This is a genomic window from Propionispora vibrioides (assembly GCF_900110485.1).
In the GTDB taxonomy this organism is placed as follows: domain Bacteria; phylum Bacillota; class Negativicutes; order Propionisporales; family Propionisporaceae; genus Propionispora; species Propionispora vibrioides.
In genome coordinates this window covers 77,357-101,277 of the sequence record NZ_FODY01000010.1, presented here as the reverse complement: position 1 = coordinate 101,277, position 23,921 = coordinate 77,357, and the positions used below count along the sequence as shown (strand labels likewise).

The window sequence follows — 23,921 nt, the reverse complement described above, 5'->3', positions numbered from 1 at the left end:
AACAAAGGGGGTATCTCAATAGAAATTGAGATACCCCTTTGTGGCCAGCTATAAGACTAAATTCAAGCTTGCCTCCTTATTTTCGAATCGGACTGAAAGAATCGCGAAAACAGGAGCAGCCGGCCAGACCAGACTCCTCCCGTTTTCCTGCAAAGAATGCCTATTATTGGATCAGCCCTTTTTCCTTGAGCCAGGTTCTCGCAACGTCTTTGGCATCCTGTTTGTCCAGATCCACTTTTGCGTTTAAAACAGCCATGTCCTTGTCGGTCAGGGTGTTGCCCAGCAGGTTAAGCGCCTCGGCCACTTCCGGATGTTTATCCAGTAACTCCTTTCTTACAACAGGTGCTGCATAGTAAGGCGGAAAGAAATGTTTGTCGTCTTCCAATATTTTTAAGCCAAAGGCCGGAATCCGCCCATCGGTGGAAAAGCCGTCGATCACGTCGACCTTTCCGTCCCGGACGGCCGCGTACGTAAGGCCCGGATCCATCCCATTCACGCTCTTAAAGTCTATATGATAGGCTTTCTGCAAGCCTTTATAACCGTCTTCCCTTTCAGCAAACTCCTGGGTGCAGCCTAATTGCAATTCCGCTGCTTTGGCAACCAAATCACTGAAGGTGTGCACACCTAGTTGCTCGGCTCTGTCAGCGCGCATGGTCAACGTATAGGTATTATTAAAGCCAAAAGGCTTGAGCCAAATCAGATTTTTTTCATCCTTGTATATTTGTTTCACCTTATCGTAAGCGCCCTGTGGATCGTTGATAAGAGGCTGACCGAGAATATTAATCAATGCCGTTCCCGTATATTCGGGATATATATCAATATCCCCCCGTTCGATGGCTTGCGCCACAACGTTGGTTCCGCCCAGGAAGGGTTTGGTTTCTACCGTAAGTTTGGTTTTATCCTCAATGATATATTTCATCATGTACACCAGAATATCTTGCTCAGTGAAATTTTTCCCGGCAATCACCACCCGGTCACCTCTTCCACCGCCAAAAAGTGAACATCCGGCCAGCATGACTGTTACCAAGCCCAGAAGAATTACCTTTTTCCACATATCCCCACTTCCTTTCAACCGTTATTTTTGAACGCCTTTGGGTTGTACCCAGATTTCCAGTTTCTTTAATACATAATCAAAAACCAGCGCCAGCAAAGCTGCCGGCAAGGCACCTGCCAGAATCAGTTCGGAGTTTGCCATGGCAATTCCCCTAAAAATAAGATCACCCAATCCTCCGGCACCAATCAGAGCCGCCAGCGTCGCAACCCCAATCAGTAATACCGTGGCAGTTCGTATTCCCGCCATAATAACCGGCAGGGCCATGGGCAGTTCAATCATCCGTAACACCTGCAGCGAAGTCATTCCCATGCCTATGCCTGCCTCCACCACGGAAGCCGACACGCCCAATATGCCTGTATAGGTATTACGCATAATGGGCAGCAACCCGTAGATTGTCAGCGCTACAATGGCCGGCACTGTTCCTATTCCCAGCAGTGGGATCATAAACCCCAGCAAAGCCAGACTGGGAATGGTCTGGAATACGGCGGTAATGCCGATAACCGGTTCTGCCCAACGCCGGTAACGGGTTAGGATAATCCCTGCCGGTATAGCAATCAAATTGGCAAGCAGCAGGGAAATGATGGTTAATTCAATATGCTGTGATGCTGCCAGTACAATATCTTCCCAGCGGCTTTGCATAATACCCCAGAAATTGTAGAACATACCATCCCCTCACTTTCTAAAACTGTTCAGCCATAATGTCCACCAGGCTGGCACGGGTAATAACCCCCAGCAAAATATTGTTCCGGTCAACCACCGGCAAATAGGCAATCCGGTGTTTACTGATCAATTGGATGGCTTCCGTCAAAGGCTGCTCAACATGGACAACGTATTGCGCCTGTTGCATGACATCCTGTAAGGTTATGTTTTCCTCCTGGTAACGGCTCTGGATATCCCACACGCTTGATTTACCGATAAGCCGGCCCACACTATCCACAATCAGCAAAGTGTCAACCTTTTTAATCCGCATGAGACGAATAGCGGCAGCCAACCCCCGTTCCGGATTCGAAACAATCGGTCTAACCATAACATCGGCAATCTCCGGATACGGTTCCGCCCGGCTTAACCGGTTTTCACCAATAAAACTTCTGACAAATTCATTGGCCGGATGACGGAGAATACGCTCGGGTGTATCGAATTGGACAATCCGTCCGCCGTTCAAGATACAAATCCGGTTTCCAATCTTAAGCGCTTCATCAATATCATGGGTTACAAATACAATGGTTTTGCGAATGGCCTCCTGTAAACGCACCAGCTCATCCTGAAGCTGCTCCCGGCTGATCGGGTCCAGGGCACTAAAAGGCTCATCCATCAGAATAATCGGAGGATCGGCGGCCATCGCCCGGATCACGCCAATTCGCTGTTGCTGCCCGCCACTGAGTTCGGCGGGATAGCGTCCGCCATACACCTCAGGATCAAGATGTACCATTCTCATCAATTCACGGACCCGTGCCATATAACGTTCAGGCTCCCATTTTTTCAGCCTGGGCACAAGTGCCACATTTTCCTCAATGGTCATATGCGGCAAGAGCCCAATACTCTGGATGACATAACCAATGTTGCGTCGCAATTCTACAGGATCTTTTTCGCCGATATCCTGCCCGTTGATATATACCTGGCCACTACTTGGCGTTACCAGGCGGTTAATCATTTTCATGGTAGTCGTTTTGCCACAACCGCTGGGGCCGATCAGAACAACCAGTTCCCCCTGCTCAATATGCAAATTGATATCTTGTAGTACTCTTTGCCCGGTCCCATAAGCTTTGGAAACATGATCAAAACATATCATCCAACTCCTCCTCTCAGGCATTTACTAACAACTTTATTTAATTATAAAAGTTGTTAGTAAATTTGTAAACCCCATACAGTATATTTTTCCCGTTACCCGGATATGTTATTTCTTTATAAAAATAAGATAGAGCCCTCTGCAGAGAGCTCTATCTTATAAAAATAAACACTTTTTTAGTTGTTTAATCAACTTCCGTCTTTTCAGAGGCCAGTTCCTCCAAATAGTCCCTTTGGGCCGTCTCCGTCAAAACATAAATATAGTCGCCGACAGCCAGCCGGGTATCTCCCCGGGGAATCAGTTCCATATCTCCCCGTTTAATGCTAACCAGCAGGGAATGCTCCGGCCAGGAAATTTGTTTGATTTGTTTCTTATCCAGCATCGATCCCATGCAAACCACCAATTCAATAATTTGGCGGTTTGTCCCGTTCAAGTCTGCAATCTCCTTGCCCTGCTTTCGCAAAGCCCGCTCCAGCAGAGCTTCATACACCGGCTTGGCTTTTCCCAGATCGGCTACCAGATAGGCAATCATCGAAACAAGAGTGAGCGGTAACAGATGGCTAAACGAGCCGGTCATTTCCATGATCAGCACACTGCCGGTAACCGGGGCCTTAACGACAGCCGAAAAATAAGCCGCCATCGCCAGGACAACAATATTCATTGTATATTGCGGCTCCAACTGCCCGAGATAAAGCATAATCTGACTGACAAAACTACCGGCCAACGCCCCCAAGACAAGCATGGGCAAAAATATGCCGCCCGGTACGCCTGATCCATAACTTAACATGGTAAAAAAGAATTTGCCGAAAAAAAGTAATAATAGCAATGAGAACCCTACTGGTTTGCTTGCCAGTTGATTAACCAGATCATTGCCGCCTCCGAGAATGTCAGGCAGAAAAAAGCCGAGCATTCCGGCGGTTATTAATGGCAAAGCAGCCTTTGCCGCACCGGACAATCTGGTTTGATTTTCATAGAGATTCAGGGTTTTTAGTAATCCGCGGTTAAATAAGTTTCCCAGCAAACCTACAACAATCCCGGTTATCAGCACAATACCGTAATACCGGACAGGCAGACTGTACAACGTGGAAAACTGAAATATTGGACCATAGCCGAAAAAGCACTGCGTAACCACATCGGCAGTCACCGCCGCGGCAAGAGCTGACATTAATACGGCCGGCGAAAAATTCTTATGCAATTCTTCCAACGCAAATACCACACCCGATAACGGTGCGTTAAAGGCGGCAGCCAGACCGGCGCTGGCACCGCTGGTTAATAGGTACTTCTCTTCCATTCTGGTCCGGCCTAAAAGTCGGCTGAGTCCCTGCCCCACAACAGCCCCCAGTTGCACCGAGGGGCCCTCCCGGCCCAAGGACAATCCGGCTCCAATGGCCAATACGCCACCAAAAAATTTAGTCAGTAAAATACGGAGCCATTTCATTTTCATAGTTCCTAAAATGGCTCCTTTTACCTGCGGAATACCGCTCCCCCCAGCCATGGGTTCAATTTTAACAAGCCAGTTCAAAATAAAGGCAGTGCCGATCAGGCCAACAAACCAAAGAACGACGAATTCACCCCGGCCTACCTGAAATTCATGATAAATCAACCGCCGCAGCACTTCCGCCCGTTCCAGCGCAAAACGAAAAGCCACAATAATCAGGCCGCCGATCAGACCGATCAGAATTCCTTCAACAAACAATTTAAGCCGGAAATCGTGCCAATTGGCCAGATAAGTATACACTTTACTAATTTTTTTATTCTTCTCCATAAAATCCCTTCTTAAAATAGCTATCGAAAAATCCAAGTTAAAAACACACAGGGATAGCCTGTCGCCATCTCTGTGTGTTTTATTAATTATTCGGGCCCTACTTACTCCATTCGTTTACCGCTTTATCCAGCAGTCCAGTCCTCTTTACGAACTCTCCAAACGGTTCTTCCGGCAACCGCTCATCCCGATACAGGGAAAGCAGGCGAACCAGCGTAGCAGCCGCTTGATCCACAGGCACCTTGCCCGCTATTTTTCTACCCAGAACCCCCTGCTGCTCTAAAGTTCCGCCGAGCCAGACTTCCGCCGCCTCTTTGGCTACCCCGTCACTCATGACCATCGTTCCCTGCAGCCCGATATCGGCAATCTGCGGCTGGGCGCAGGCATGGACACAACCGCTTACATGGATGCGCAGCGGCAGTTTTTCCGGAAACGCTTCATCCAGTTGTGCCAGTAAGCGGGCAGCAAAAGCTTTGGTCTCAATAATGGCAAAAGGACAGAATTCCTTACCGGTGCAGGTTATCGCCTGCGCTGTCATCGTTCCCTGTAGTTTATGCTGGCTTTTCACCAAGGGCTCTTGCTTGAGCGACGCCAAGACCGTTTCTGCTATCCCCGGAATGAGGATATCCTGAGAATTGGTTGTCCGCAGCGTTCCATCACCATAGCGCTCCGCCAGACCGGCCAGTTCCTGCAGTTCGTCCGCCGTTAAACGGCCGCAGGGAATGGCCAGGCCCAAATAGTAAAAACCTGCCTGTTTTTGGGGATGGATGCCAAAAAACTTTCCACCATTCCAGGTTCCGGTGATTCTTTTGCCGCCCGGCTGCAGCGAACCGGTACGGCTCAGCAGCTCCTGGGTGAATTTTTCCACGCCCCAGTCATTGAGCAAAAATTTCAGCCTGGCATGATTTCGTTTTTCCCGGTAACCATGATCTCGGAAGATAGCGGCAACAGCCGCCGCCACGGCAACCACCTGCTCCGGCAGAACAAACAAATCCAGTTCGGTTGCCAACTGCGGCTGGCTGGACAAGCCGCCACCCACCAGCACATGAAAACCATACAGAATTTTTCCACTTTCCCGCTTTTCAGCAGGCACGAAAGAAATATCATTCAGTTCGGCCTGGATGGAGTTGTGAGGCGCACCGGTAATGGCAATTTTAAATTTGCGCGGCAAATTGGAAAAATCCCGGTTATTTTGGAAAAATTGGTACAAGGCCTCTCCCCAGGGAGCCGCATCCAGACATTCCTCAGCGTCAATCCCCGCCAAAGGATTGACGACAATGCCGCGGGGACAGTCGCCGGCCGCCTGCAGTGTGGTCAAGCCTGCCTGAGTCAGTCTCCCGAAAATATCCGGCAGCCCTTCCAGCCGGATCCAGTGAAATTGCAGCGAATGTCTGGTCGTTATATCCAGACCGTTTTTGCCGTAATCCCGGGAAATCCCTGCGATAACCCTGGCCTGTGCGGTCGTCAGCAAACCGCCCGGCAGTTTAATCCGCAGCATAAAATTTCCGTCTTCTTTCGGACGCTGCAAATAAAGGCCGACCCATTTCAGGCGTTCTATATCACCGGGTGTCAGGGCGGTCACACCCTGTTCGGCAAAACGGGCGATATCCTGCACCACATCAAGTCCGTCTTTTTCCAGTTTGGCCTGTTCGGCCGCATTCAGTCCTTGGGTTTTCTCTTTCTGTTCCCCCATATGGTAACCTCCTTAGCCATGCGAGCGGGCCACCAGCTCTGAAACTACAAAAACTTTACGGATCTTTTTTTGCAAGTCTTCGTTTTCGACGACTTTCCTATACCCCGACAAGCGCACCACCGCCTTGTCTTAGAAAAAAATCTCACAAAATTAATTGCACTTTCAAGGATGGCGGATCACTTGCCATTGTCTTGATATTGCACTCAGTCAATTCACTTGTTAGGTTCTTCACATAGTCAGCATATTCCTTTTTCCGGTTAAGAAATTGTCCTGCCAATTAACGGTCAGCCTCCCGGGCAAGAAATTACTCCGCTTAATAACAAAAGACCCGGCATGTATGCCAAGTCTTTCAGACGATAACCGGTCCGGTTGTTTTCGCTTTGATGAAACGAACTCAGACCGGTTATCAAGAAACAAGCGCCTGTAAAGTCCGTTCCTTATCGGAGCGCTTTCCACCGGCTGCCCCGCTTTACTTATCAGGACTGATTGTTTTCCACCATGGCGGTCAGCTCAGTTGCCGAACGCGCCACTTCATTGGAAGCCCGTTCAATTTCCTGCGAAGTGACGGCCAGACTGGTCACAGATTCAGAGATATGATCCATATGCTCAAAATTACTTTCGATGGCGGACATGATCATGGACATACGGGAAGAAGTTTCCTCTACAGCCTTACTAACCGTGTCAAGTACGGCCGCCTGCTCATTCATGCTGCCGACAACCTCCTTGGTCGAGGTTGTGTTATCCCTGATCAGTTCAACAATCTCATTAGCGGCAGTCCGGCTTTGCTCCGCCAGCTTACGAACCTCGTCGGCCACAACAGCAAAGCCCCGTCCGGCCTCACCGGCCCGTGCCGCTTCAATGGCGGCGTTTAGCGCCAGCAAGTTAGTCTGGCTGGCAATGCCGGTAATGGTTTCCACGATCCGGGCTACCGAATCGGACGTTGTTTCCAAAGAATTAACCCGCACCTGTGTTTCCTGGTTAGTCCTAATCATAGCTGCCACCTGGCGGAGCATCTGAGTCGTCGCCTCTTCGCCCTCTGCGGCTGTGCCTTTAGCCACTTCGGCCTCTTGCTTGGCTGCAGTGGAAGCATCCTTGATACTTTCGGCGGCATGGGCCATCTGGGAGGCCGAGGCTGAAGTTTCCTGAGCGGTTGCCGCCAGCGTCTGGCTGGATTCCTGTACCTGTGCCACCAGAGCCGCCTGCTCCTGCATGACCAGTTCCAGTGCATCCTTACGATCGACTTCCTTCAGCAGAGCCTCAATGAAGGCCTGATTGGTATGCGCTTCTACAAGCTGAATCATTTGCTCGGTTGCGGCAATCACCTTTTGCACATACGCCAGATCTGAACCATATTCCTGGAAAATATACGGGAACAACTCCAGCTTCAGGGCACCCATGGCCAGGACAAACCATTTGGCCGGCAATTTAATCCGGTTGTGAATATGTCCCACCTGCTCTACATGCGCCAGGACTGCTTCATCCAAAGTAGTCCGGCAAAGAACATTTAAAAACTCGCGGAAAGTTTTCTTTAACTGAGCCACGCTGGAATGTTGCTTGATAAACTGTTCCACTTCCGGCACCTGGGTTAAACGGGCATAAAAATTGGTGGTAATCACATCACCATGCTTGTCCACAATGGGCTGTAAACATTGCAAATATCCGACTGTTTCCTGATTCAGCCCTAGAAAAGCTTTTTCTACCTTTACATCTACCCGAATCACTCCTGCCGACGGCTGTGCAAACGATTTGCTTTTACCGAACATGCTGACTCCTCCTAGTTTTATACTGTAATGAATAATTGACTGTATATTTTCCGACTGCGCTGCTGCCCATTATTTTCCGGCGGTTTTATAAAACTCAGCATAAAAGAAAAGGCTGCTAGCCGATAAAAGCAATCTGTATCGCTGTCAACCCGTCGTCAGGCCGGAAAATGAAACCAACAAAAAACTGCTCTAATGGACAATATTCGCCAGAATTATGACAAATCCTGTTATCTATGTCATAATAAAGAAAGAATATCTACTCGATAGACAGGAGGAAGATGTTATATGGCGCAACACCCAGCCATCGCTATACAAAAAATGATTACTTATTTTGACGGAGATACCCGGCGGATCAATCACGCTTTAAAGGTTTACGGCTTTGCCAAGTGCATTGCCGAAAACGAAGGATTGCCTGCTCCCTCCCTGGAGATAGTGGAACTTTCAGCGGTACTGCATGATATCGGCATCAAAGTCAGCGAGGCCAAATATAACTCCAGCGCCGGGCCATATCAGGAAAAGGAGGGCCCTGCCGTAGCCGGCGAACTGTTGGCTGACCTCAAACTGCCTCAGCCCGTTTGGGAAAGAATTGCTTATTTAATCGGCCATCATCATACTTATTCCGCGATTGACGGCCAGGATTTTCAGATATTGGTTGAAGCGGACTTCCTGGTAAATATTGAGGAAGATCGCCTGACCAAACCACAAATCGAAAGTATTTACCACAAATACTTCAAAACCCCTACCGGTCGAGCTTTACTAAGCAGCATGTTTTCTTTTTCTGCGTAACTGATTTATCACTATTGCCGAACACCATTACTATGATTATATAATGTTTTGGGGTCAAAGCTGTTTTTTTAAAGCGGCAGCCATACTTCTCTTTACTTCATCAAAATATTGCTCATAAATCAATTCCAGCCGCTGGTATAACTGCTGCTTCTCCCCTGTGGGAATATCCTCGGAATTTATTTGATCACAGATACACTGTATCTCGTCAATTACTTCCTGAGAAAATTTGCCCATACCTCTAACCTCCTTATCTCACATCTCACTTTTTTTGTCATATGAGCAGTTTTCTTCTGTCGATTTTCTATAAAACCACATATTACGACAGTATTCTACTTTGCCCAAGCTTTACCAATAGAATTTCGTCAAAATACATTTTTTTCCTTGTTTAAATTTAACTTATAGATTAAAAAATTCCATTTTTGTAAAATTAACCTTATTAACAGAGTAATTTTTACAGCATTAGAAACGAACATTTCCTGGTCAACAAAGGATATCTGAAAAAAGACCTCGAAGTGGTTACCAAAATTGCTTTGATACTGATAAGAGGTGACAATGCGGCATGAAGCCACAGAGCCAATTCACTCCTATTCCGCTTTATAAATTGTTATTTGACCGTTATCCGGACGGAGTTCTGCTAATGTCTCCCTCCGGACAGCTTATAGATGCAAATCCGGCCATTTACGCTTTACTCGGTTACACCCAGGAGGAATTATCCTGGCCGGCAGCCGGTTCGCCGGCTGCCGGCCTCCACGCTTCCCTGCTTGCCGTTCTCGCTCAGCGGGATTCGGGCGGGTCTTTCCAGGGAGAATACAGCTTCAGCCACAAAAACGGTGCTCTTATTCCCTGCGAAATATGCTGCGAACTCTTGCCAGATGCCGGCATTCCCGCTCCGGTTATGATCCGGCTCCGTAAAATAGCCGAGCAAAAACGGCTGGAAGCTCAACTGCAACATAGCAGGCAGGACTACCAGACACTGGTCGAGAGCTGCCCTTATGTCGTTGCCCGTCTGGACCGTGAGCTCCGTCTTGTTTATCTGAATCGTCCCCTTGCCCAAACACCGGTAGATGACCTTTTGGGCAAAACCTGGACAGAACTTCATTCCCAGTTTGAAAATTACGAATCCGGCCGGGACCAGTTGCTGGATATTTTTCGTACCGGCAAAGCGACCACCTTGGAAGGCCGTTACCGTGACAGCCGCGGAATTATCCGCTATTTTCATTTTAAAATCTGCCCGGAACACGGGGATAATCAAGCAGTGACAAGCCTGCTAATTATTGCCCATGAAACAACGAAGGAAAAGCAGTTGGAAGAAAGATTTTGCAAGGCCTTTCGCAAAAATCCCAGTATGATGGCGATCATCTCCTTAACCAACCGGAATTTTATTGACGTAAATGAAAGCTTTATAAAAGCCGTCAATCTGCCTTACGGCGAAATTATCGGCAAACAGCCCCGCGACATTGGCCTGCAGTATGATAAGAAAAAAGCCACCTTCCTGCAAACAAGCCTGGAAGCAGGCAAAAAGATCCATAACTATCAATTGCAAATTACCACAAAAGAAGCCCGGACGCTTACCGTCCTAGTTTCAGCCGAAATCATTACCTTAGGCCTTCACAAATGCGCTCTAACAACGTTTACTGATGTAACGGAAATCAAGGAGCTGAAATTTCAGGTCGCCCGGCTGGATATCCTCAATATTATCGGTAAAATGGCCGCCAGTATCGGTCACGAAGTACGCAATCCCCTGACTACCGTCCGGGGTTATCTGCAAATGTTTCACGGCAAGGACTGTTTCCACCAGTATCATGATCAGCTTGCCACTATGATTTCCGAATTAGACCGGGCCAATCAGATTATTACGGAGTATTTGTCACTGGCCAAGGCTCCGACAGTCACGCTGCAGCGCGGCAATCTGAATCAAATACTCCACAGTCTGCAGCCTTTGCTGCAAACCGATGCACTGCAATCGGGACACGATTTGGAAATTATCACCGAGCCGGTGCCCGACATTCTTTGCAATGAAAAAGAAATACGTCAATTGCTCTTGAACCTGGTAAAAAACGGTCTGGAGGCCATGGCGGTCAAGGGCTGCCTGACCATCCGGACGTACGCCGCTGAAACAAAGGTCCTGCTATCCATTCAAGACCAGGGAACCGGCATAGATCCGTATGTGCTGGACAACCTGGGCACCCCCTTCCTTACCACCAAAGAAGAGGGAACCGGACTGGGCTTGTCGGTTTGCTACCATATTGCCGAAAAACACCGTGCCTCGATTGATATTCACAGCACGGCTGACGGCACTACCTTTTTCATTGCCTTTCCGGTGCTGGAATGATAAACAAATAAAACTGGCTTGCGATTACGAATGTCGCAAGCCAGTTTTATTTGTTTATCACAAGCTGCTCTGCCGGATCAGCAGTTCGGTGCCTAAAGTGACTTTCTTGGCCACCTGCCTGCCGCTTACTTGTTCCAGCAGTAAATCAACCGCCGTCTCACCCATCAGTTCGGTGTCAATCCGCACCGTGCTTAGCGAAGGAGACAGATATTCGGCAATGCTGATATCGTTGACGCCGATAACGGAAACCCGTTCCGGCACGGCGATTTGGGCCTCGCCCAGTGCTTTCAGGCAGCCAATAGCCATCGAATCATTGCCGATAAAAAACGCTGTCGGCAACTCATCCCCGTGCTCCTCGATCGCCTTTTTCATTAAACCGTAGCCATCATTGACCGAAAACCGGCCGCCATAGACATAGGAATCGTCATAAACTTTTTTACTTTTCAAATAGGCTTTATAAGCCGCTTCGCGGGGGTCTTCAATTTCCGCCGTCCGGTCTTTAAAGAGCTCCCGGCCGCCGATATAGCCGATCCTTTGATGGCCTTTAGCTAAAAAATAATCCAAAGCCTTGCGGGTCGCCAGATCAAAATCAATGCCGACGGCATCGAACCGGTCCCCGGCAGGCAGAAAATCCACAAAAACCAGATGGGCGGTAATGTCCTGCAGAACGGCAATTTCGCTTTGACTGAACTTGCCTACCGCAATGATCCCCTGGACATTCTCCCTGGCCAAATCGGCCGGGTCCTGCAACGGCCGGACTATCGTCACGTTCTGCTGCTTGCACCGCCGTTCAATGCCCAGACGAATCGACATATAGTAGACATCGTCCAATTCCTCTTCCTCGGTATACCAATGAATTAAGGCTATTTTAGTAACGCCGGCCTTCCGGGGTGTCCGCTTTTCATAGGAAAGCTCCTCCGCTGCCTCAAATACCCGTTTTTTAGTCTCGTCACTGACCGACAAGGTCATATCATAATTCAATACCCGGGATACAGTGGCAATGGATACACCTGCTTTGTCCGCTATATCTTTAATGGTTGCCATCGCATCTCCTTTCTTTCCCTGTCAGTCGCTACTCCGGCTGACTTTCTCTCTTTCCGGCAAATTAATACGCCCGGCGCGGCTACTGGCTAATGCGGAAGGCATAGGTAGTCGTCGACCGGAATAGCTGCCCGGCCGGCAGCACAACCGAAGGAAACTGCGGGTGATGAATGGCGTCGGGAAATCCCTGTGTTTCCAGACAAACTCCCAGGTAACGCCGTGAATGGCCTTCCGTAAAGACAAGCGTATCAGACAGTTGATTGCCGGTATACACCACCACACAGGGGGCGTCGGTGTGCACCTGCAGGATTCGCCCGCTGGCGGCATCATAGAGTTCCATTTGCGCCGCAACCCCACCGTCTAAAGCAAAAGCATGGTCATAGCCATTCTTCACCAACCTGCTTTGCGGATGGTCCGCCACAATTCCGTCGGCTAATACACGACCCTGACGAAAATCAAATACGGTACCTGTTACCTCCAGCAACCGGCCGGTCGGCAGCGAATCGGCGTCCAGTTCGGTAAAACGGCTGCTATTTAACCGCAGCGTATGCTGCAAAATATCCCGTTTCAGGCCGCCGCTTAAATTAAAATACATATGATTGGTGGGAACAAACAGCGTATCTTTATCGGACTGCGCCTGGTACTCAATGATCAATTCACCGGTATCGGTCAGGGTATAGGTCACCTGAGCGGCAAGTGTCCCCGGATACCCCGCTTCCCCATCGGGACTGGTATAGGCAAAACGAACGCCACAGCGGTCTTGCTGCTGGAACGACTCACTTTGCCACACAACATGACTGAAGCCGGGATGACCGCCATGCAGATGATGGCGGCCGCTATTGGCCGTCACCCGGTAAGTCGTTCCTGCCAATTCAAAAGCAGCTTCCCTGATCCGTCCGGCCACCCGGCCGACCACGACACCAGCGCAGGGAACATTCTCCTGATATCCGGCCAAATCGGCAAAACCGAGAATAACATTTTCATAGTTCCCCCGCCGGTCTGGTGTGAAGAGACTGGTAATGGCACAGCCATAGTTCAGGCAGGTCATTTTCATTCCGTTTCGATTGCTCAGGAGGTAAAGATATACCGTTTGGCCGTCCGCTAAACCGTAGTTCTCTTTCTCTATCGGCATAATTAGCTTTCCTCCGTTCCCAAGGTGGCAATAAATCGCTTAAACGCCGCTACTCCTGCCTCATTCCGTTTGAATACACCGGCATCCTCCAAAACACGCAAGAATTTGGCCGCCACTTCCCGGCGAACGATAGCTTCGGCATTGTCCGGAGTCACCGTCCCCTCATACCGTCGCGCCAGCTCTTCGGCCCAGGCAAGATGGTACTCCGCCAGTCGCTGTTCCCGCCCCAGCAGGAAATTTTCCACTTCTTTCAGTTCCGACTCCAGCCGGGCCGGCAGTACGGCCAACCCCATAACTTCAATTAAGCCGATGTTTTCTTTCTTTATATGCTGCACATCCTCATGGGGATGGAAAATTCCCATAGGATGCTCCTCGGTCGTCCGGTTATTCCGCAGCACCAGGTCCAGCTCCCACATTTTCCCTCTTTTTCTGGCAATCGGGGTGATAGTATTGTGCGGTGTACCCTGGGTATAGGCCTGAATATGGGCAGCCATATCACTGTAAGCGCGCCACTTAGCCAGGATATGATCGGCAGCACCGACCATATCCGCCATGTGCTCGCCGCGCAGGCGGATGACTGACATGGGCCATTTTACAATGGCACTTTCCAACAAGGGAAAGTCCCGCAGCGAAAACCGGTATTCATCCGTCGCCTTAGCCATGGCAAATTCATAACGGCCGCCCTGATAATGGTCATGGGACAGAATGGAGCCTCCCACGATCGGCAGATCGGCGTTGGAGCCGACAAAATAGTGAGGCATGAAATCAACAAACAATAACAACCGCTCAATGGTCTGCCGGTCAATTTTCATATCCCGGTGTTCGCCGGCCAGGACGATACAATGTTCATTGTAATATACATAGGGAGAATACTGGAAATACCAGGGCTCACCGCCGAGCCGCAGCCTAATCAGACGGTGATTGGCCCTGGCCGGGTGACCGGCCCGTCCGGCGTAGCCCTCATTCTCCACACATAACAGACAACGTGGATAGTTCGAACTCTTCATCAGTTTTTCCCTGGCAATATCCTTGGGGTTCTTCTCCGGCTTGGACAAATTGATGGTAATATCCAGTTCTCCATACTCGGTCGCCGCTTTGTAGTTGATATTCCGGTCGATCTGCCTGGTTTGGATGTAATTGCTGTGTTGGCTGAGCGCATAAAAGTAATCGGTGGCCTCCCGGGGACTGCGGGAAAACTTGGCATAAAACCGCTCGTTAATGACGGACGGCAGGGGAATAAAACAATCCATAAGCTGACTGGACAAAATATCCCGCTGGTCAAAAACATCCTCGATTAATTTATGCTCGCAGGCATGAGCGACAAGAAAATCCAGCAGTTCCGGAATGCCGCCTTCACTGCCGCTTTCCTCCGGTTCCTGAAAATCATCAATTTTTAATAGGTGAAGAATCCGGTTGCGGGCATAGACGGAATCCTCCTGGGTGATGAGCTGCACGGCCACCGCACGGGCAACCAGCTCGGTTACAGCCTGATAGATATTCATGGTATCACCTCCGCACTACGTGCTTATTCATTAAATCCGTCCGGATGCTGCTTATGCCAGTTCCAGGCGTCGGCGACAATCCGGTCAATCTCGGTGCGCTGTGGCTTCCAGCCAAGCAGTTGTTTTGCCTTGGACGAAGAGGCGATTAATTTGCTGGGGTCGCCGGCCCGGCGGCTGCCAATCTTCGCCGGAATGGCATGGCCGGTTACCTGCCGGGCGGTATCAATAATCTCTTTAACCGAAAATCCCTGGCTGCTGCCTAAATTGACAATCGTGCTCTCCCCCTGATTTTTCAGGTAATTCATGGCTAGCACATGGGCCTCAATCAGATCCTCCACATGAATATAATCACGGACGCAAGTCCCATCGGCCGTATCATAATCGTCACCAAAAATCGTGATATAGTCACGCTTGCCTAATGCTACCTGCAGAACCAGCGGAATCAGATGGGTTTCTGTGGCGTGGTCCTCGCCGATTTTAGCGTCCTGCCGTGCCCCGGCCACATTGAAATAGCGAAGCGACACGAACTTGATGCCATAAGCGACATCACACCATTTCATCATTTTTTCCATGGCCAGTTTGGTTTCACCGTAGGCATTGGTCGGCAATGGCGGCATATCTTCGGTGATGGGGACAGCCTGCGGTTCTCCGTAGGTGGCGGCAGTGGAGGAAAACACGATATGCTTCACCTGGTATTCGTTCATCACTTCCAGCAGCACCTGTGTGCCATAAACGTTATTGTCAAAATAGGCCAGCGGCTTACTCATCGATTCACCGACAATCGAATTGGCGGCAAAATGCAGCACCGCATCAATCTTTTCTCTGGCAAATACCTCGCGCAAGAAATGCCTGTTCCGTATATCGCCCTGATGAAAAATCGCCTCTCGATGGATGGCTCCTCGATGACCGGTCTGCAGGTTATCCACCACCACTACGGTATGACCCAACTCAATGAGCTGGTAAACGGCATGGGAGCCGATATAACCGGCCCCTCCCAGCACTAATACGTTCATTGTTTAACCTCCTCCGTAATTTCCCTTGCCCCGTCGCCAATATTGGCCATATAAAAAGTGGCTTCATAGCCGATACGTTCACTGTATTCCTTGCTTACGGCGCTGACAAACGCTTCGCTCCGGTCCTTTTCCACCAGAGCAATGGCGCAGCCGCCAAACCCGGCGCCGGTCATCCGGGCGCCCAACACACCCGGCTGCCGCCAGGCTGCCTCAACCAGCGTGTCCAGTTCCCTGCCGGTTACCTCGTAATCATCGCGCAGCGATATGTGCGACTGATTGACCAACCGGCCAAACTCCGTCAGATTGCCCTTTTGCAGTTCTTCCAGCGCCCGGACGGTACGGGCGTTTTCATATACGGCGTGCTTAGCCCGTCTGATCCAGATGTCATTGCCAATGAGCTGCTTATGTTTTTCAAATTCGTCCGCCGACAACTCGCCCAGCGAATTTACCGGCATCACCGTCTGCAACCTGGCCAGGGCGGCCTCGCACTCGCTGCGGCGCTCATTATACTTGGAATCGGCCAGTTCCCGCCGCTTGTTGGTATTCATAATCATGATCACATGCTCGGTCAGGTTAAGCGGCGCGTAGGAATAGTGCAAGGTGTCGCAGTCTAGCAGAATACCGCAGCCGGCTTTGCCCATGCCAATGGCAAACTGATCCATAATCCCGCTGTTCACACCAATAAACTCATTTTCCACCTTCTTGCCCAGCTTCACCATGGCAATCCGGTCAATAGCAAGCTGGAATAAGCCCTCCAGCACAACACCGGTAAGCATTTCAATGGAAGCGGAAGAAGAAAGGCCGGCTCCATTAGGAATTTCCCCGTAGAAGACAATATCCATGCCGGTGGTAATGTCATAACCTTCCTCCCGGCAAAAGCGGAGCATCCCCTTCGGATAGTTTCCCCAGTTATGGGCTGGTTGGTAAGACAAGTCGTTCAGGTTAAATTCGATAATTCCCTTATCAGGAAAATTCATTGAATACATCCGCACCAGCTCATCATTCCGTTTACGGGCCAGCGCGTAGGTGCCAAACGTCAGCGCACAGGGAAATACATGCCCACCGTTGTAATCGGTATGCTCCCCAATGAGGTTAATCCGTCCCGGTGCAAAAAATACCCGTTCCCCACCGCCGGGAAACTTTTCCTGAAACACGTGTTTACATTCTGCCAGCTTTTGCATCCTTTTTCCTCCTTCTTCCTTCTGCAATCTATATGATCCGCCGCAGCCGGCAAACAAGCCGGCTGGCGGTCCGCCAACTTTGAAAGTACCAATTAGTTTGCGTAAAAGGACCTGTGAAGTAATTGTAATTTCAAAAGTTGGTGGACCGCTAAGCAAGTGATCGCCACTATTTTACCTATTTTTTCAATAGCTCCCCACTGATGATAAGTCGCAGATTCCTTATACTTTAAGAGTAATAATCCTGACCGGAAAAGTCAATATCCCGTTAACTATTTTAGTAAAATATTTTCATTTTGACTATCTTTTTTACTAAAATTTTAAATTTTTCCGCTTGCTGATTCCGGCCTGCCTTGCTAAAAATTGCTCCGCCAAAACATCTTATATTCGCTACAAATCGGGTAATAATAATGCTCGGGAGGTGATCGTAAATGGCACGTGATGTAAAATGCAATGTAAAAAACTGTCATTACTGGGGACAAGGCCAAGAATGTACCGCTTCGGCTATTGAAGTAAATGTGGACGGCGGCGCGGAAAAAGCCAGCTATGTGGCAGAAACCAACTGTCATACGTTCAAGGCAAAATAATGGGCAGCAAAAGGGACGGCAATTTGCCGTCCCTTTTGCTGCCCATTATTCAGTCTGTTTTTTCAGGCTGAGCAGTTCGCTTACGGTGACGAAGGAATAACCCTGACCAGCCAGTTGCTCAATAATGCGGCCGACGGCTTCCGGTGTTGCCCGCGCGCAACTTCCTTCGTGCAGCAGGATAATACTGCCCGGTTTCGTCTGTTTTACCACAAGTCCGGTGGTGGCTTCTGCCGTTTTACCTTCCCAGTCCCGGGGATCTATCGACCACAGAACGGTAGTATATCCCCGCTTTTGGAGTTCCTCTAGCAGTTTGTCGTTATAGCCGCCACCGGGAGGACGAAACAAAACAGGTTTTGGCGTCACCTTGCTGATGGCCGTTTCCGCCCGTCCTACCTGCTCCAGGTATTCCGCCAGGCTCACCCGGTTCAAAAAGGCATGACTGTAATTATGGCTGCCAATTTCATGGCCTTGGCTGGTTATGTTGGCGGCCAGTTCAGGATAGGTCTCCACCTGGGAACCCAACAAAAAAAAAGTGGCTTTTACCTGTTTTTTCGCTAATACCTCCAGCAACGCCTGCGTGGTGGCTGGGTCGGGCCCATCGTCAAAGGTAAGCGCAACAACTTTGCTTATCGTGTCCACCTGTCTGACGGGGACAACGCGGGACGGAACAAACTCCGCCAAAACCAGCAAGGCAATGCCGGCACACAAAAATAAAGACAGCCAGCGAACCCGCATGCAGTGAATGATCATTTCCGGCTCCTCCTGTTTTGCATCTTTACAGCTGCTACGTTATAAAACTCTGATTAATTCACACTGCGCGGCCTGGCGGATCTTTTTCCCCCGGTTTTACTTCCTGGCCAGACGCTAAAAATCTCTCGTCATGCCGGCAGTCTCATTAAATCAGCGGCTCCCTATATTCTACTGGCCCGGCAAAAAACACATGCCAACTTTGTATAAAATAAAAATCCCGTCGGCAAGACGGCTATACCGCTTGCAGACGGGATTTTTCCACTGCGTTTCCTATTGCATGTTTTCAGCGTCGCGTTTTCTGTGTTTTAGAAAACCCAGGGAAGGCAACATAAACTTTATCGCTACCCGGCCTCGTTTGACATCGTCCAACAGAGTATACACCACAGGCACCACCACCAGTGTCAAAATCGTGGAGGTAACCAGACCGCCGATAATGGCATGCGCCATGGGCGCCCTGGTTTCGGCGCCTGGTCCGATACCTAAGGCCAGTGGCACCATGCCGAAAATCATGGCCATGGTGGTCATCATAATCGGGCGCATCCGGACGATCGCCGCATCAACCAGCGCCTGATTACGCGCCACCCCTTTTTCCATCGACTGCTTGGCAAAGTCGATCAGCAGAATGGCGTTCTTTGTCACCAGACCCATCAACATGATCACCCCGATTAGCGACATCATGCTGATTGTACTGCCGGCGGCCAGTAAGCCAAGGATGGCGCCAATAATGGCTAATGGCAGCGCCAGCATGATGGCAAAGGGATCGATATAGCTTTCAAACTGAGCGGCCAGAACAAAGAAGATAAACAGCACGGCCAGGGCCAGCGCCATCACAATGCCGGTAAAGGCATCCTTCATCTGTTGCGACTGCCCGGTGGCCACAAACTGATAGCCCTCCGGCAAGGCAACATTACTTAACTGCTTGTTCAGTGCCGTATTGAACTCGCCTAACGTTACCCCTTTGAGGTTAGCGGAAATGGTAACCTGATCCTGCCGGTCATACCGCTTTATCTGGGTAGGACTTGTGGCATAGACAGTTTGCGTCACCTGAGACAGCGGTACCATCACTGTCTGTCCGTCCTTGTCCCGGTTGGAACCGGCCAGATAAATGTTGTTTACATCGGACAGGCTTTTCCGGTCACCCGGTGCCAGAATCAGACGGATATCATAGGCGTCATCGTCCTCTTTAAACTGAGACACCACTGTGCCATTAAACATAGTCTGCAGCGTGCTGGCGATATTGGACGTGGATACGCCCAAATCGGAAGCCTGATCACGGTTAACTACAATTTGTACGTCCGGCTTGCCGGCTTCATAGCTGGAAGTAACATCAACGGCACCCGGAGTGGACGCTACAATCTGTTCAACCTGTTCTGCCAGCTCGGACAACTTATCCAGTGAAGGTCCCTGAATGACCAGTGATACCGGCTTGCCGCTGGACATGCCGGATTTCTTGGAAACACTGACCTGTACTCCGGTCATGCCGTCCAGCTTTTGCCGCAGGTCGACAATAATATCATTGTCGCTGCGTTTACGCTGCCCTTTATCAGTAAGCTTGGTCAAAATATTGATACTGCTGTTATCGGAATTAGCATAGGTCATTGTGACCTCCGGCAAAGACCGGATGGTATCGGCCATTTGATCGGCAATAACTCCGACAGCTTCCGGCGTCATTCCCGGGTCGACATCGGCGCTTATCGTAAGCTCGCCGCTATCGGAATCGGGAATAAAGCTCGAGCCCAAAAAGGGAGTTAAAGCAAGACTGCCGATAAACAGGGTCGCGGCAATCAGCATTACTTTTCCCCTGTGTTCCAATGCATAGGAAAGAAAGGTGCCGTAGCGCTCAGTGGCCCGGTCAAACTTGCCGTTCCAGTGTTCCCAGAGCCGTCCCAGCCGACCAGTAGGCGCTTTCTCGTGGCTATTGTTCAAATATTTTGCCGACAGCATCGGCGTCAGCGTAAAGGCAACAAACAGTGATACCAGCACGCTGACAGCAACGGTAATACCGAACTGCTTAAAGAACTGACCGACAATGCCTGTCATCATCCCGACCGGCAGGAATACGGCCACCAAAGTCAGCGTAGTTGCCGTAACCGCCAGACCGATTTCGGCCGTACCTTCGGAAGCAGCTTTAAACTTATCCTTACCCATCTCTAAATGGCGCACGATATTCTCAATAACAACAATGGCATCGTCAATGAGAAGGCCGACTGCCAGCGACAGCGCCAACAACGACATGGTGTTAAGCGTGAAATTCAGCGCCTTCATGGCCAGGAACGAAGTAATAATTGAAGTTGGTATGGCAATAGCGGCAATCATGGTGCTCCGCCAGTTGCCCAAAAACAGGAATACGATCCCGACCGCCAATACCCCGCCGAAGATCAGGTTAAACAGCACGTCGTGAATGGAATCGTTGATATTTTTGGAGTTGTCCCGCACCAGGGAGATTTCCACACCGGGCGGCAAATCCTTTTTGATTGTTTCCAGTTCTTTTTTGACGTTAGTTACCACTTCCACAGTATTGCTGCCCGACTGCTTCATGATATCCAGGCCGACGGCCGGGCTGCCGTTCAGCTTGGTAATAGAGGTCACACTCTTAGTGGTATCCGCCACGGAAGCAATATTTTTAACAAATAGTTGCACACCGTCCCGCCGTACCACTGGCAGGTCCAGTATGGCCTGCGGCGAGGTTAGGCTGCCCATGGTCCGCAGGCTGGTTTCCCTGGTCCCGTCGGTAACTTTCCCGCCGGGAGTTTCCATATTCTCATTGCGCAAGCTGCTTGTCACTTCCGGGATAGTCAGCCCATAGGCCGCCAGCTTGTCGCTATCCAGATTAATTTGAATCTCCCGGTCCAGACCGCCCTGCACATTGACGGCAGCCACGCCATTGACGGCTTCCAGTCGTTCTGCCACCGTATCCTGGGCTAGAATGGTCAACTCACGCTGGCTGGCTTTACCGGTCAGCGCAATAGATGCGACCGGGGTTTCCGAAGGGTCAAAACGGGTAACTACCGGCGCTTCAGCATCATCGGGCAGCACGCCCTGCAAACGTCCCACTTTGTCGCGGACATCCTGCGCTGCGGTAGCTGCCGAAGTCTCCATAGTAAACTGGATGACCGTCGTCGAACTCCCTTCCTTCACGGTCGAAGTAATATGGTCAACACCCGGTACGACACTGACCGTCTCCTCCACCTTCTGGGTAACTTTTGATTTGACTTGTTCCGGTGAAGCGCCCGGATAGCTGACGGTAACCGCTACGACAGGAATCTCCACATCAGGATATTCATCTACATTTAACGAGATGTAGCTGAATAAGCCTAAAACGACAAGGGCTAAGATGGTTACTGTCGCGAACACCGGACGCTTTAAGCTTATATCAGTAATTTTCATTATCTATCTCCCTCTACCTTTACTCCGTTACTTTTACCGCTTCATTATCCTTTAGCTGGTTTACGCCGCTGATAACTGCCTTGTCTCCCTGCTGCAACCCGCTTTTAATCTGGATACTGTCCTGATCGGCCTTGCCGATCTCGATTTGATGCCGCACGGCTTTGCCGTCTTCCGCGGTAAATACATAATACAGGCCCTGTTTCTGGATAACCGCGGCCTGCGGCACGGTAAGGACGGCTACTGGTTCGCCGGTAGCCAGTTCAATTTTAGCGAACATGCCAGCCTTCAAGGCTCCGTCGGCATTATCCAGCTTAATTTTGGTTCTGAACATCCGGCTGGCCGAGCCGGCTTCGGGATTCATGCCGTCCACGGTTCCCTCAAACACTCTGTCCCCATAGGCGTCCACCCGCACTTGCGCCTTCTGCCCCACTTTGACCTGGCCCAGGTCCTTTTGCTCAATATTTACCACAGCCTGTACCTGACTAATGTCCTGTACTACCATTAAAGCCGAACCAGGCGATACCACCTGGCCGACAGTGGCCGTTTTATTAGCAACAACTCCGTCTACCGGTGCTGTAATCACGCCATAACCCAGTTGCTGCGCCGCGTTGTTGCGGCCAGCCACGGCACTGGACAAATCAGCCTGTGCACTCTTTAGCTTGGCCATTGCCGTATCCAATTGCTGTTGTGAAACGGCTCCTTTGTCATACAAGGTTTGATAACGGTTGTAATCGGCAGCAGCCAGATCATAGCTCACTTGGGCTTTGGTCACTGCATCCTCTGCCGTCCGCACCGAATTGGTCAATTCCACATTCTCCAGCCGGACTAACGGATCGCCGGCCTTTACCGGCTGGCCTTCTTCAACCAGCACCTCTTCAATCCGTCCCGCAATTTTGGCACTGATGGTCGCTGAAGTTCTGCCTTCAATAGACCCATTTAAAGAAAGTCCCGGTACCACCTGCGTATATTGTACGTCCGCCACTCGTACGGCCACTCCGCTATCTGCCTGGGGCTGCACCTTTTCCTTGGAAAAAGCGCCGCTGCGGAAAACGAGCGTCAAACCGATAACCAGCAAAACCGGCACCAGCCAGTATTTAAGCTTAAACCCTTTCATCTTGCCTGCCTCCTTGTATTCTATATGGAAATTAACCTGATCGGCCGCACATACCTACCAGTCGGTATGTGCACGGCAGAAAAATAACCTCGCTATAACAGGAGGCCTGGGGCGTGTCTTCAAACTATCCGAAACGCTCCCTGACAGTGCTTTTTGCGCCATACTTCCTTAAAATTTTTTGAAATAGAACTCGCTATTCCTGCAAAATTTCGCGTGCCCTTTAGGGTATAATTCGTCTGACCCAAAAATCACTCGCCATGGATCATTCCGTTAATTTGAAGACACGCCCGTTCTTTCAAGCACAAATCAAACGCCACAGATTTTCTGTCATCAATTTGCGTATTTCCGGGCTGTTCAGCTTTTCGCCCAGGGATATCTGCCCGTTAAGCATGGCCAGAATCATGACCGCCAGCGCATGTGTATCCGTCTGGGGACGAATTTCACCCTGTCCCATAGCGGCCTGCAGTTTTGCTCCAATGGCCTTACAAACCGTCATATGGCTGCGGTCAATCCGCTCTTGCATTTTGGGGAAATGATTCATGACTTCTAAAATAAAGCTAGCGTGATTTTCCCGGTAATCTCCCTGCTCCATACCCAACAAGTCACGGGCATACACCTCAAGCTCCCGCTCGACCAGCATAGAATAGAGCGCCTGCTGCAAGCTGCCGTCCCGGCTGAATACATCAATGTACTTAGCTTCTATCCGATCAAATAAGTAATGCACCGCCGTATACAACAGGTCTTCCTTGCTGGAAAAGTAGTGATAGATACCACCTTTAGTAATCCCCGCTTCAGCGGCCACATCTACCAAAGACACATATTTGTAGCCTCGCTGCAAAAATAACCGCAGCGCTACATGGATGATATTGTCCTTTGTCACAGCATCGTCTCCTCACACACCGACCTACCGGACGGTATGTGTTTATTATCATATAATTTTTGCTAACTGTCAATAAAAAACCACTGATTTATTCGCGCTGCCCGTCCTGGCAGATCCTCTTTTCGCCCGACTGCTCCAGCAAAACCTCGCAAGAGTGCTGC

Annotated in this window: 19 protein-coding genes and 1 pseudogene; 3 read left to right on the top strand and 17 right to left on the bottom strand. The window is 50.1% G+C overall.

What is annotated here, in order from left to right; genetic code table 11:
• Nucleotides 1-163: 163 nt before the first annotated feature.
• The 7 genes and pseudogenes from BMW43_RS10095 to BMW43_RS21965 all read right to left on the bottom strand — a co-directional run.
• Entirely contained in the window at nucleotides 164-1,054 is an 891-nt protein-coding gene (locus BMW43_RS10095; protein WP_091746570.1) for an ABC transporter substrate-binding protein, read from the bottom strand.
• A 21-nt stretch (nucleotides 1,055-1,075) separates the two neighbouring features.
• Nucleotides 1,076-1,717 (bottom strand): ABC transporter permease, encoded by a 642-nt coding sequence (locus BMW43_RS10090; protein ID WP_091746567.1) that lies wholly within the window; start codon nucleotides 1,715-1,717, stop codon nucleotides 1,076-1,078.
• Nucleotides 1,718-1,733: 16 nt separating this feature from the next.
• Entirely contained in the window at nucleotides 1,734-2,843 is a 1,110-nt protein-coding gene (locus BMW43_RS10085; protein WP_091746564.1) for an ABC transporter ATP-binding protein, read from the bottom strand.
• Nucleotides 2,844-3,024: 181 nt separating this feature from the next.
• Nucleotides 3,025-4,605 carry a ClC family H(+)/Cl(-) exchange transporter gene (locus BMW43_RS10080; protein WP_091746562.1) on the bottom strand — a complete coding sequence of 527 codons (1,581 nt, stop codon included), beginning with the start codon at nucleotides 4,603-4,605 and terminating at the stop codon, nucleotides 3,025-3,027.
• 97 nt (nucleotides 4,606-4,702) lie between these two features.
• Nucleotides 4,703-6,295, bottom strand: coding sequence for a nitrite/sulfite reductase (locus tag BMW43_RS10075; RefSeq protein ID WP_091746560.1), 1,593 nt, complete (start codon nucleotides 6,293-6,295; stop codon nucleotides 4,703-4,705).
• Between the two features lie 476 nt (nucleotides 6,296-6,771).
• Complete coding sequence (locus BMW43_RS10070; RefSeq protein ID WP_439331452.1) at nucleotides 6,772-7,617, bottom strand: methyl-accepting chemotaxis protein; 846 nt, start codon at nucleotides 7,615-7,617, stop codon at nucleotides 6,772-6,774.
• Nucleotides 7,597-8,058, bottom strand: a pseudogene (locus BMW43_RS21965) (protoglobin domain-containing protein); the annotation flags it as partial. The pseudogene BMW43_RS21965 and the gene BMW43_RS10070, both read right to left, overlap by 21 nt.
• Before the next feature lie 285 nt (nucleotides 8,059-8,343).
• Between BMW43_RS21965 and BMW43_RS10065 the strand changes: the two are divergent.
• Nucleotides 8,344-8,844: an HD domain-containing protein gene (locus BMW43_RS10065; protein ID WP_091746556.1), complete on the top strand. Its 501-nt coding sequence runs from the start codon at nucleotides 8,344-8,346 to the stop codon at nucleotides 8,842-8,844.
• A 54-nt stretch (nucleotides 8,845-8,898) separates the two neighbouring features.
• Here BMW43_RS10065 and BMW43_RS10060 read toward each other — a convergent pair whose 3' ends face one another.
• Nucleotides 8,899-9,078 carry a hypothetical protein gene (locus tag BMW43_RS10060; RefSeq protein WP_091746553.1) on the bottom strand — a complete coding sequence of 60 codons (180 nt, stop codon included), beginning with the start codon at nucleotides 9,076-9,078 and terminating at the stop codon, nucleotides 8,899-8,901.
• Between the two features lie 325 nt (nucleotides 9,079-9,403).
• Here BMW43_RS10060 and BMW43_RS10055 point away from each other — a divergent pair, with 325 nt between their 5' ends.
• Entirely contained in the window at nucleotides 9,404-11,176 is a 1,773-nt protein-coding gene (locus BMW43_RS10055) for a PAS domain-containing sensor histidine kinase (RefSeq protein ID WP_091746550.1), read from the top strand.
• A 57-nt stretch (nucleotides 11,177-11,233) separates the two neighbouring features.
• Here the strand turns inward: BMW43_RS10055 and BMW43_RS10050 are convergent, their stop codons facing one another.
• The 5 genes from BMW43_RS10050 to BMW43_RS10030 all read right to left on the bottom strand — a co-directional run bounded on the left by BMW43_RS10050 (nucleotide 11,234) and on the right by BMW43_RS10030 (nucleotide 17,045).
• The gene (locus BMW43_RS10050; protein ID WP_091746547.1) at nucleotides 11,234-12,220 is read right to left on the bottom strand and encodes a LacI family DNA-binding transcriptional regulator; all 987 of its coding nucleotides are present in this window, start codon (nucleotides 12,218-12,220) and stop codon (nucleotides 11,234-11,236) included.
• Nucleotides 12,221-12,299: 79 nt separating this feature from the next.
• Nucleotides 12,300-13,349 (bottom strand): aldose epimerase family protein, encoded by a 1,050-nt coding sequence (locus tag BMW43_RS10045; protein WP_091746544.1) that lies wholly within the window; start codon nucleotides 13,347-13,349, stop codon nucleotides 12,300-12,302.
• A gap of 2 nt (nucleotides 13,350-13,351) precedes the next feature.
• The gene (gene galT, locus BMW43_RS10040) at nucleotides 13,352-14,851 is read right to left on the bottom strand and encodes a UDP-glucose--hexose-1-phosphate uridylyltransferase (protein ID WP_091746541.1); all 1,500 of its coding nucleotides are present in this window, start codon (nucleotides 14,849-14,851) and stop codon (nucleotides 13,352-13,354) included.
• A gap of 23 nt (nucleotides 14,852-14,874) precedes the next feature.
• A complete protein-coding gene (gene galE, locus BMW43_RS10035) occupies nucleotides 14,875-15,864 on the bottom strand; it encodes a UDP-glucose 4-epimerase GalE (RefSeq protein ID WP_091746538.1) in 990 nt (329 codons plus the stop codon).
• Nucleotides 15,861-17,045 (bottom strand): galactokinase, encoded by a 1,185-nt coding sequence (locus BMW43_RS10030; RefSeq protein ID WP_091746535.1) that lies wholly within the window; start codon nucleotides 17,043-17,045, stop codon nucleotides 15,861-15,863. Before BMW43_RS10030 ends, galE begins: the two co-directional genes overlap by 4 nt.
• A 428-nt stretch (nucleotides 17,046-17,473) precedes the next feature.
• On the opposite strand from BMW43_RS10030, the gene BMW43_RS10025 reads away from it, so the two are divergent.
• Nucleotides 17,474-17,629 (top strand): DUF1540 domain-containing protein, encoded by a 156-nt coding sequence (locus BMW43_RS10025; protein WP_091746532.1) that lies wholly within the window; start codon nucleotides 17,474-17,476, stop codon nucleotides 17,627-17,629.
• A gap of 45 nt (nucleotides 17,630-17,674) precedes the next feature.
• Here the strand turns inward: BMW43_RS10025 and BMW43_RS10020 are convergent, their stop codons facing one another.
• The 4 genes from BMW43_RS10020 to BMW43_RS10005 all read right to left on the bottom strand — a co-directional run bounded on the left by BMW43_RS10020 (nucleotide 17,675) and on the right by BMW43_RS10005 (nucleotide 23,760).
• Nucleotides 17,675-18,379: a polysaccharide deacetylase family protein gene (locus tag BMW43_RS10020; protein ID WP_245732332.1), complete on the bottom strand. Its 705-nt coding sequence runs from the start codon at nucleotides 18,377-18,379 to the stop codon at nucleotides 17,675-17,677.
• A gap of 270 nt (nucleotides 18,380-18,649) precedes the next feature.
• Entirely contained in the window at nucleotides 18,650-21,766 is a 3,117-nt protein-coding gene (locus BMW43_RS10015) for an efflux RND transporter permease subunit (RefSeq protein WP_091746529.1), read from the bottom strand.
• A 19-nt stretch (nucleotides 21,767-21,785) separates the two neighbouring features.
• Nucleotides 21,786-22,880, bottom strand: coding sequence for an efflux RND transporter periplasmic adaptor subunit (locus BMW43_RS10010; protein WP_091746527.1), 1,095 nt, complete (start codon nucleotides 22,878-22,880; stop codon nucleotides 21,786-21,788).
• A 295-nt stretch (nucleotides 22,881-23,175) separates the two neighbouring features.
• Complete coding sequence (locus tag BMW43_RS10005; protein ID WP_091746524.1) at nucleotides 23,176-23,760, bottom strand: TetR/AcrR family transcriptional regulator; 585 nt, start codon at nucleotides 23,758-23,760, stop codon at nucleotides 23,176-23,178.
• Nucleotides 23,761-23,921: the final 161 nt, after the last annotated feature.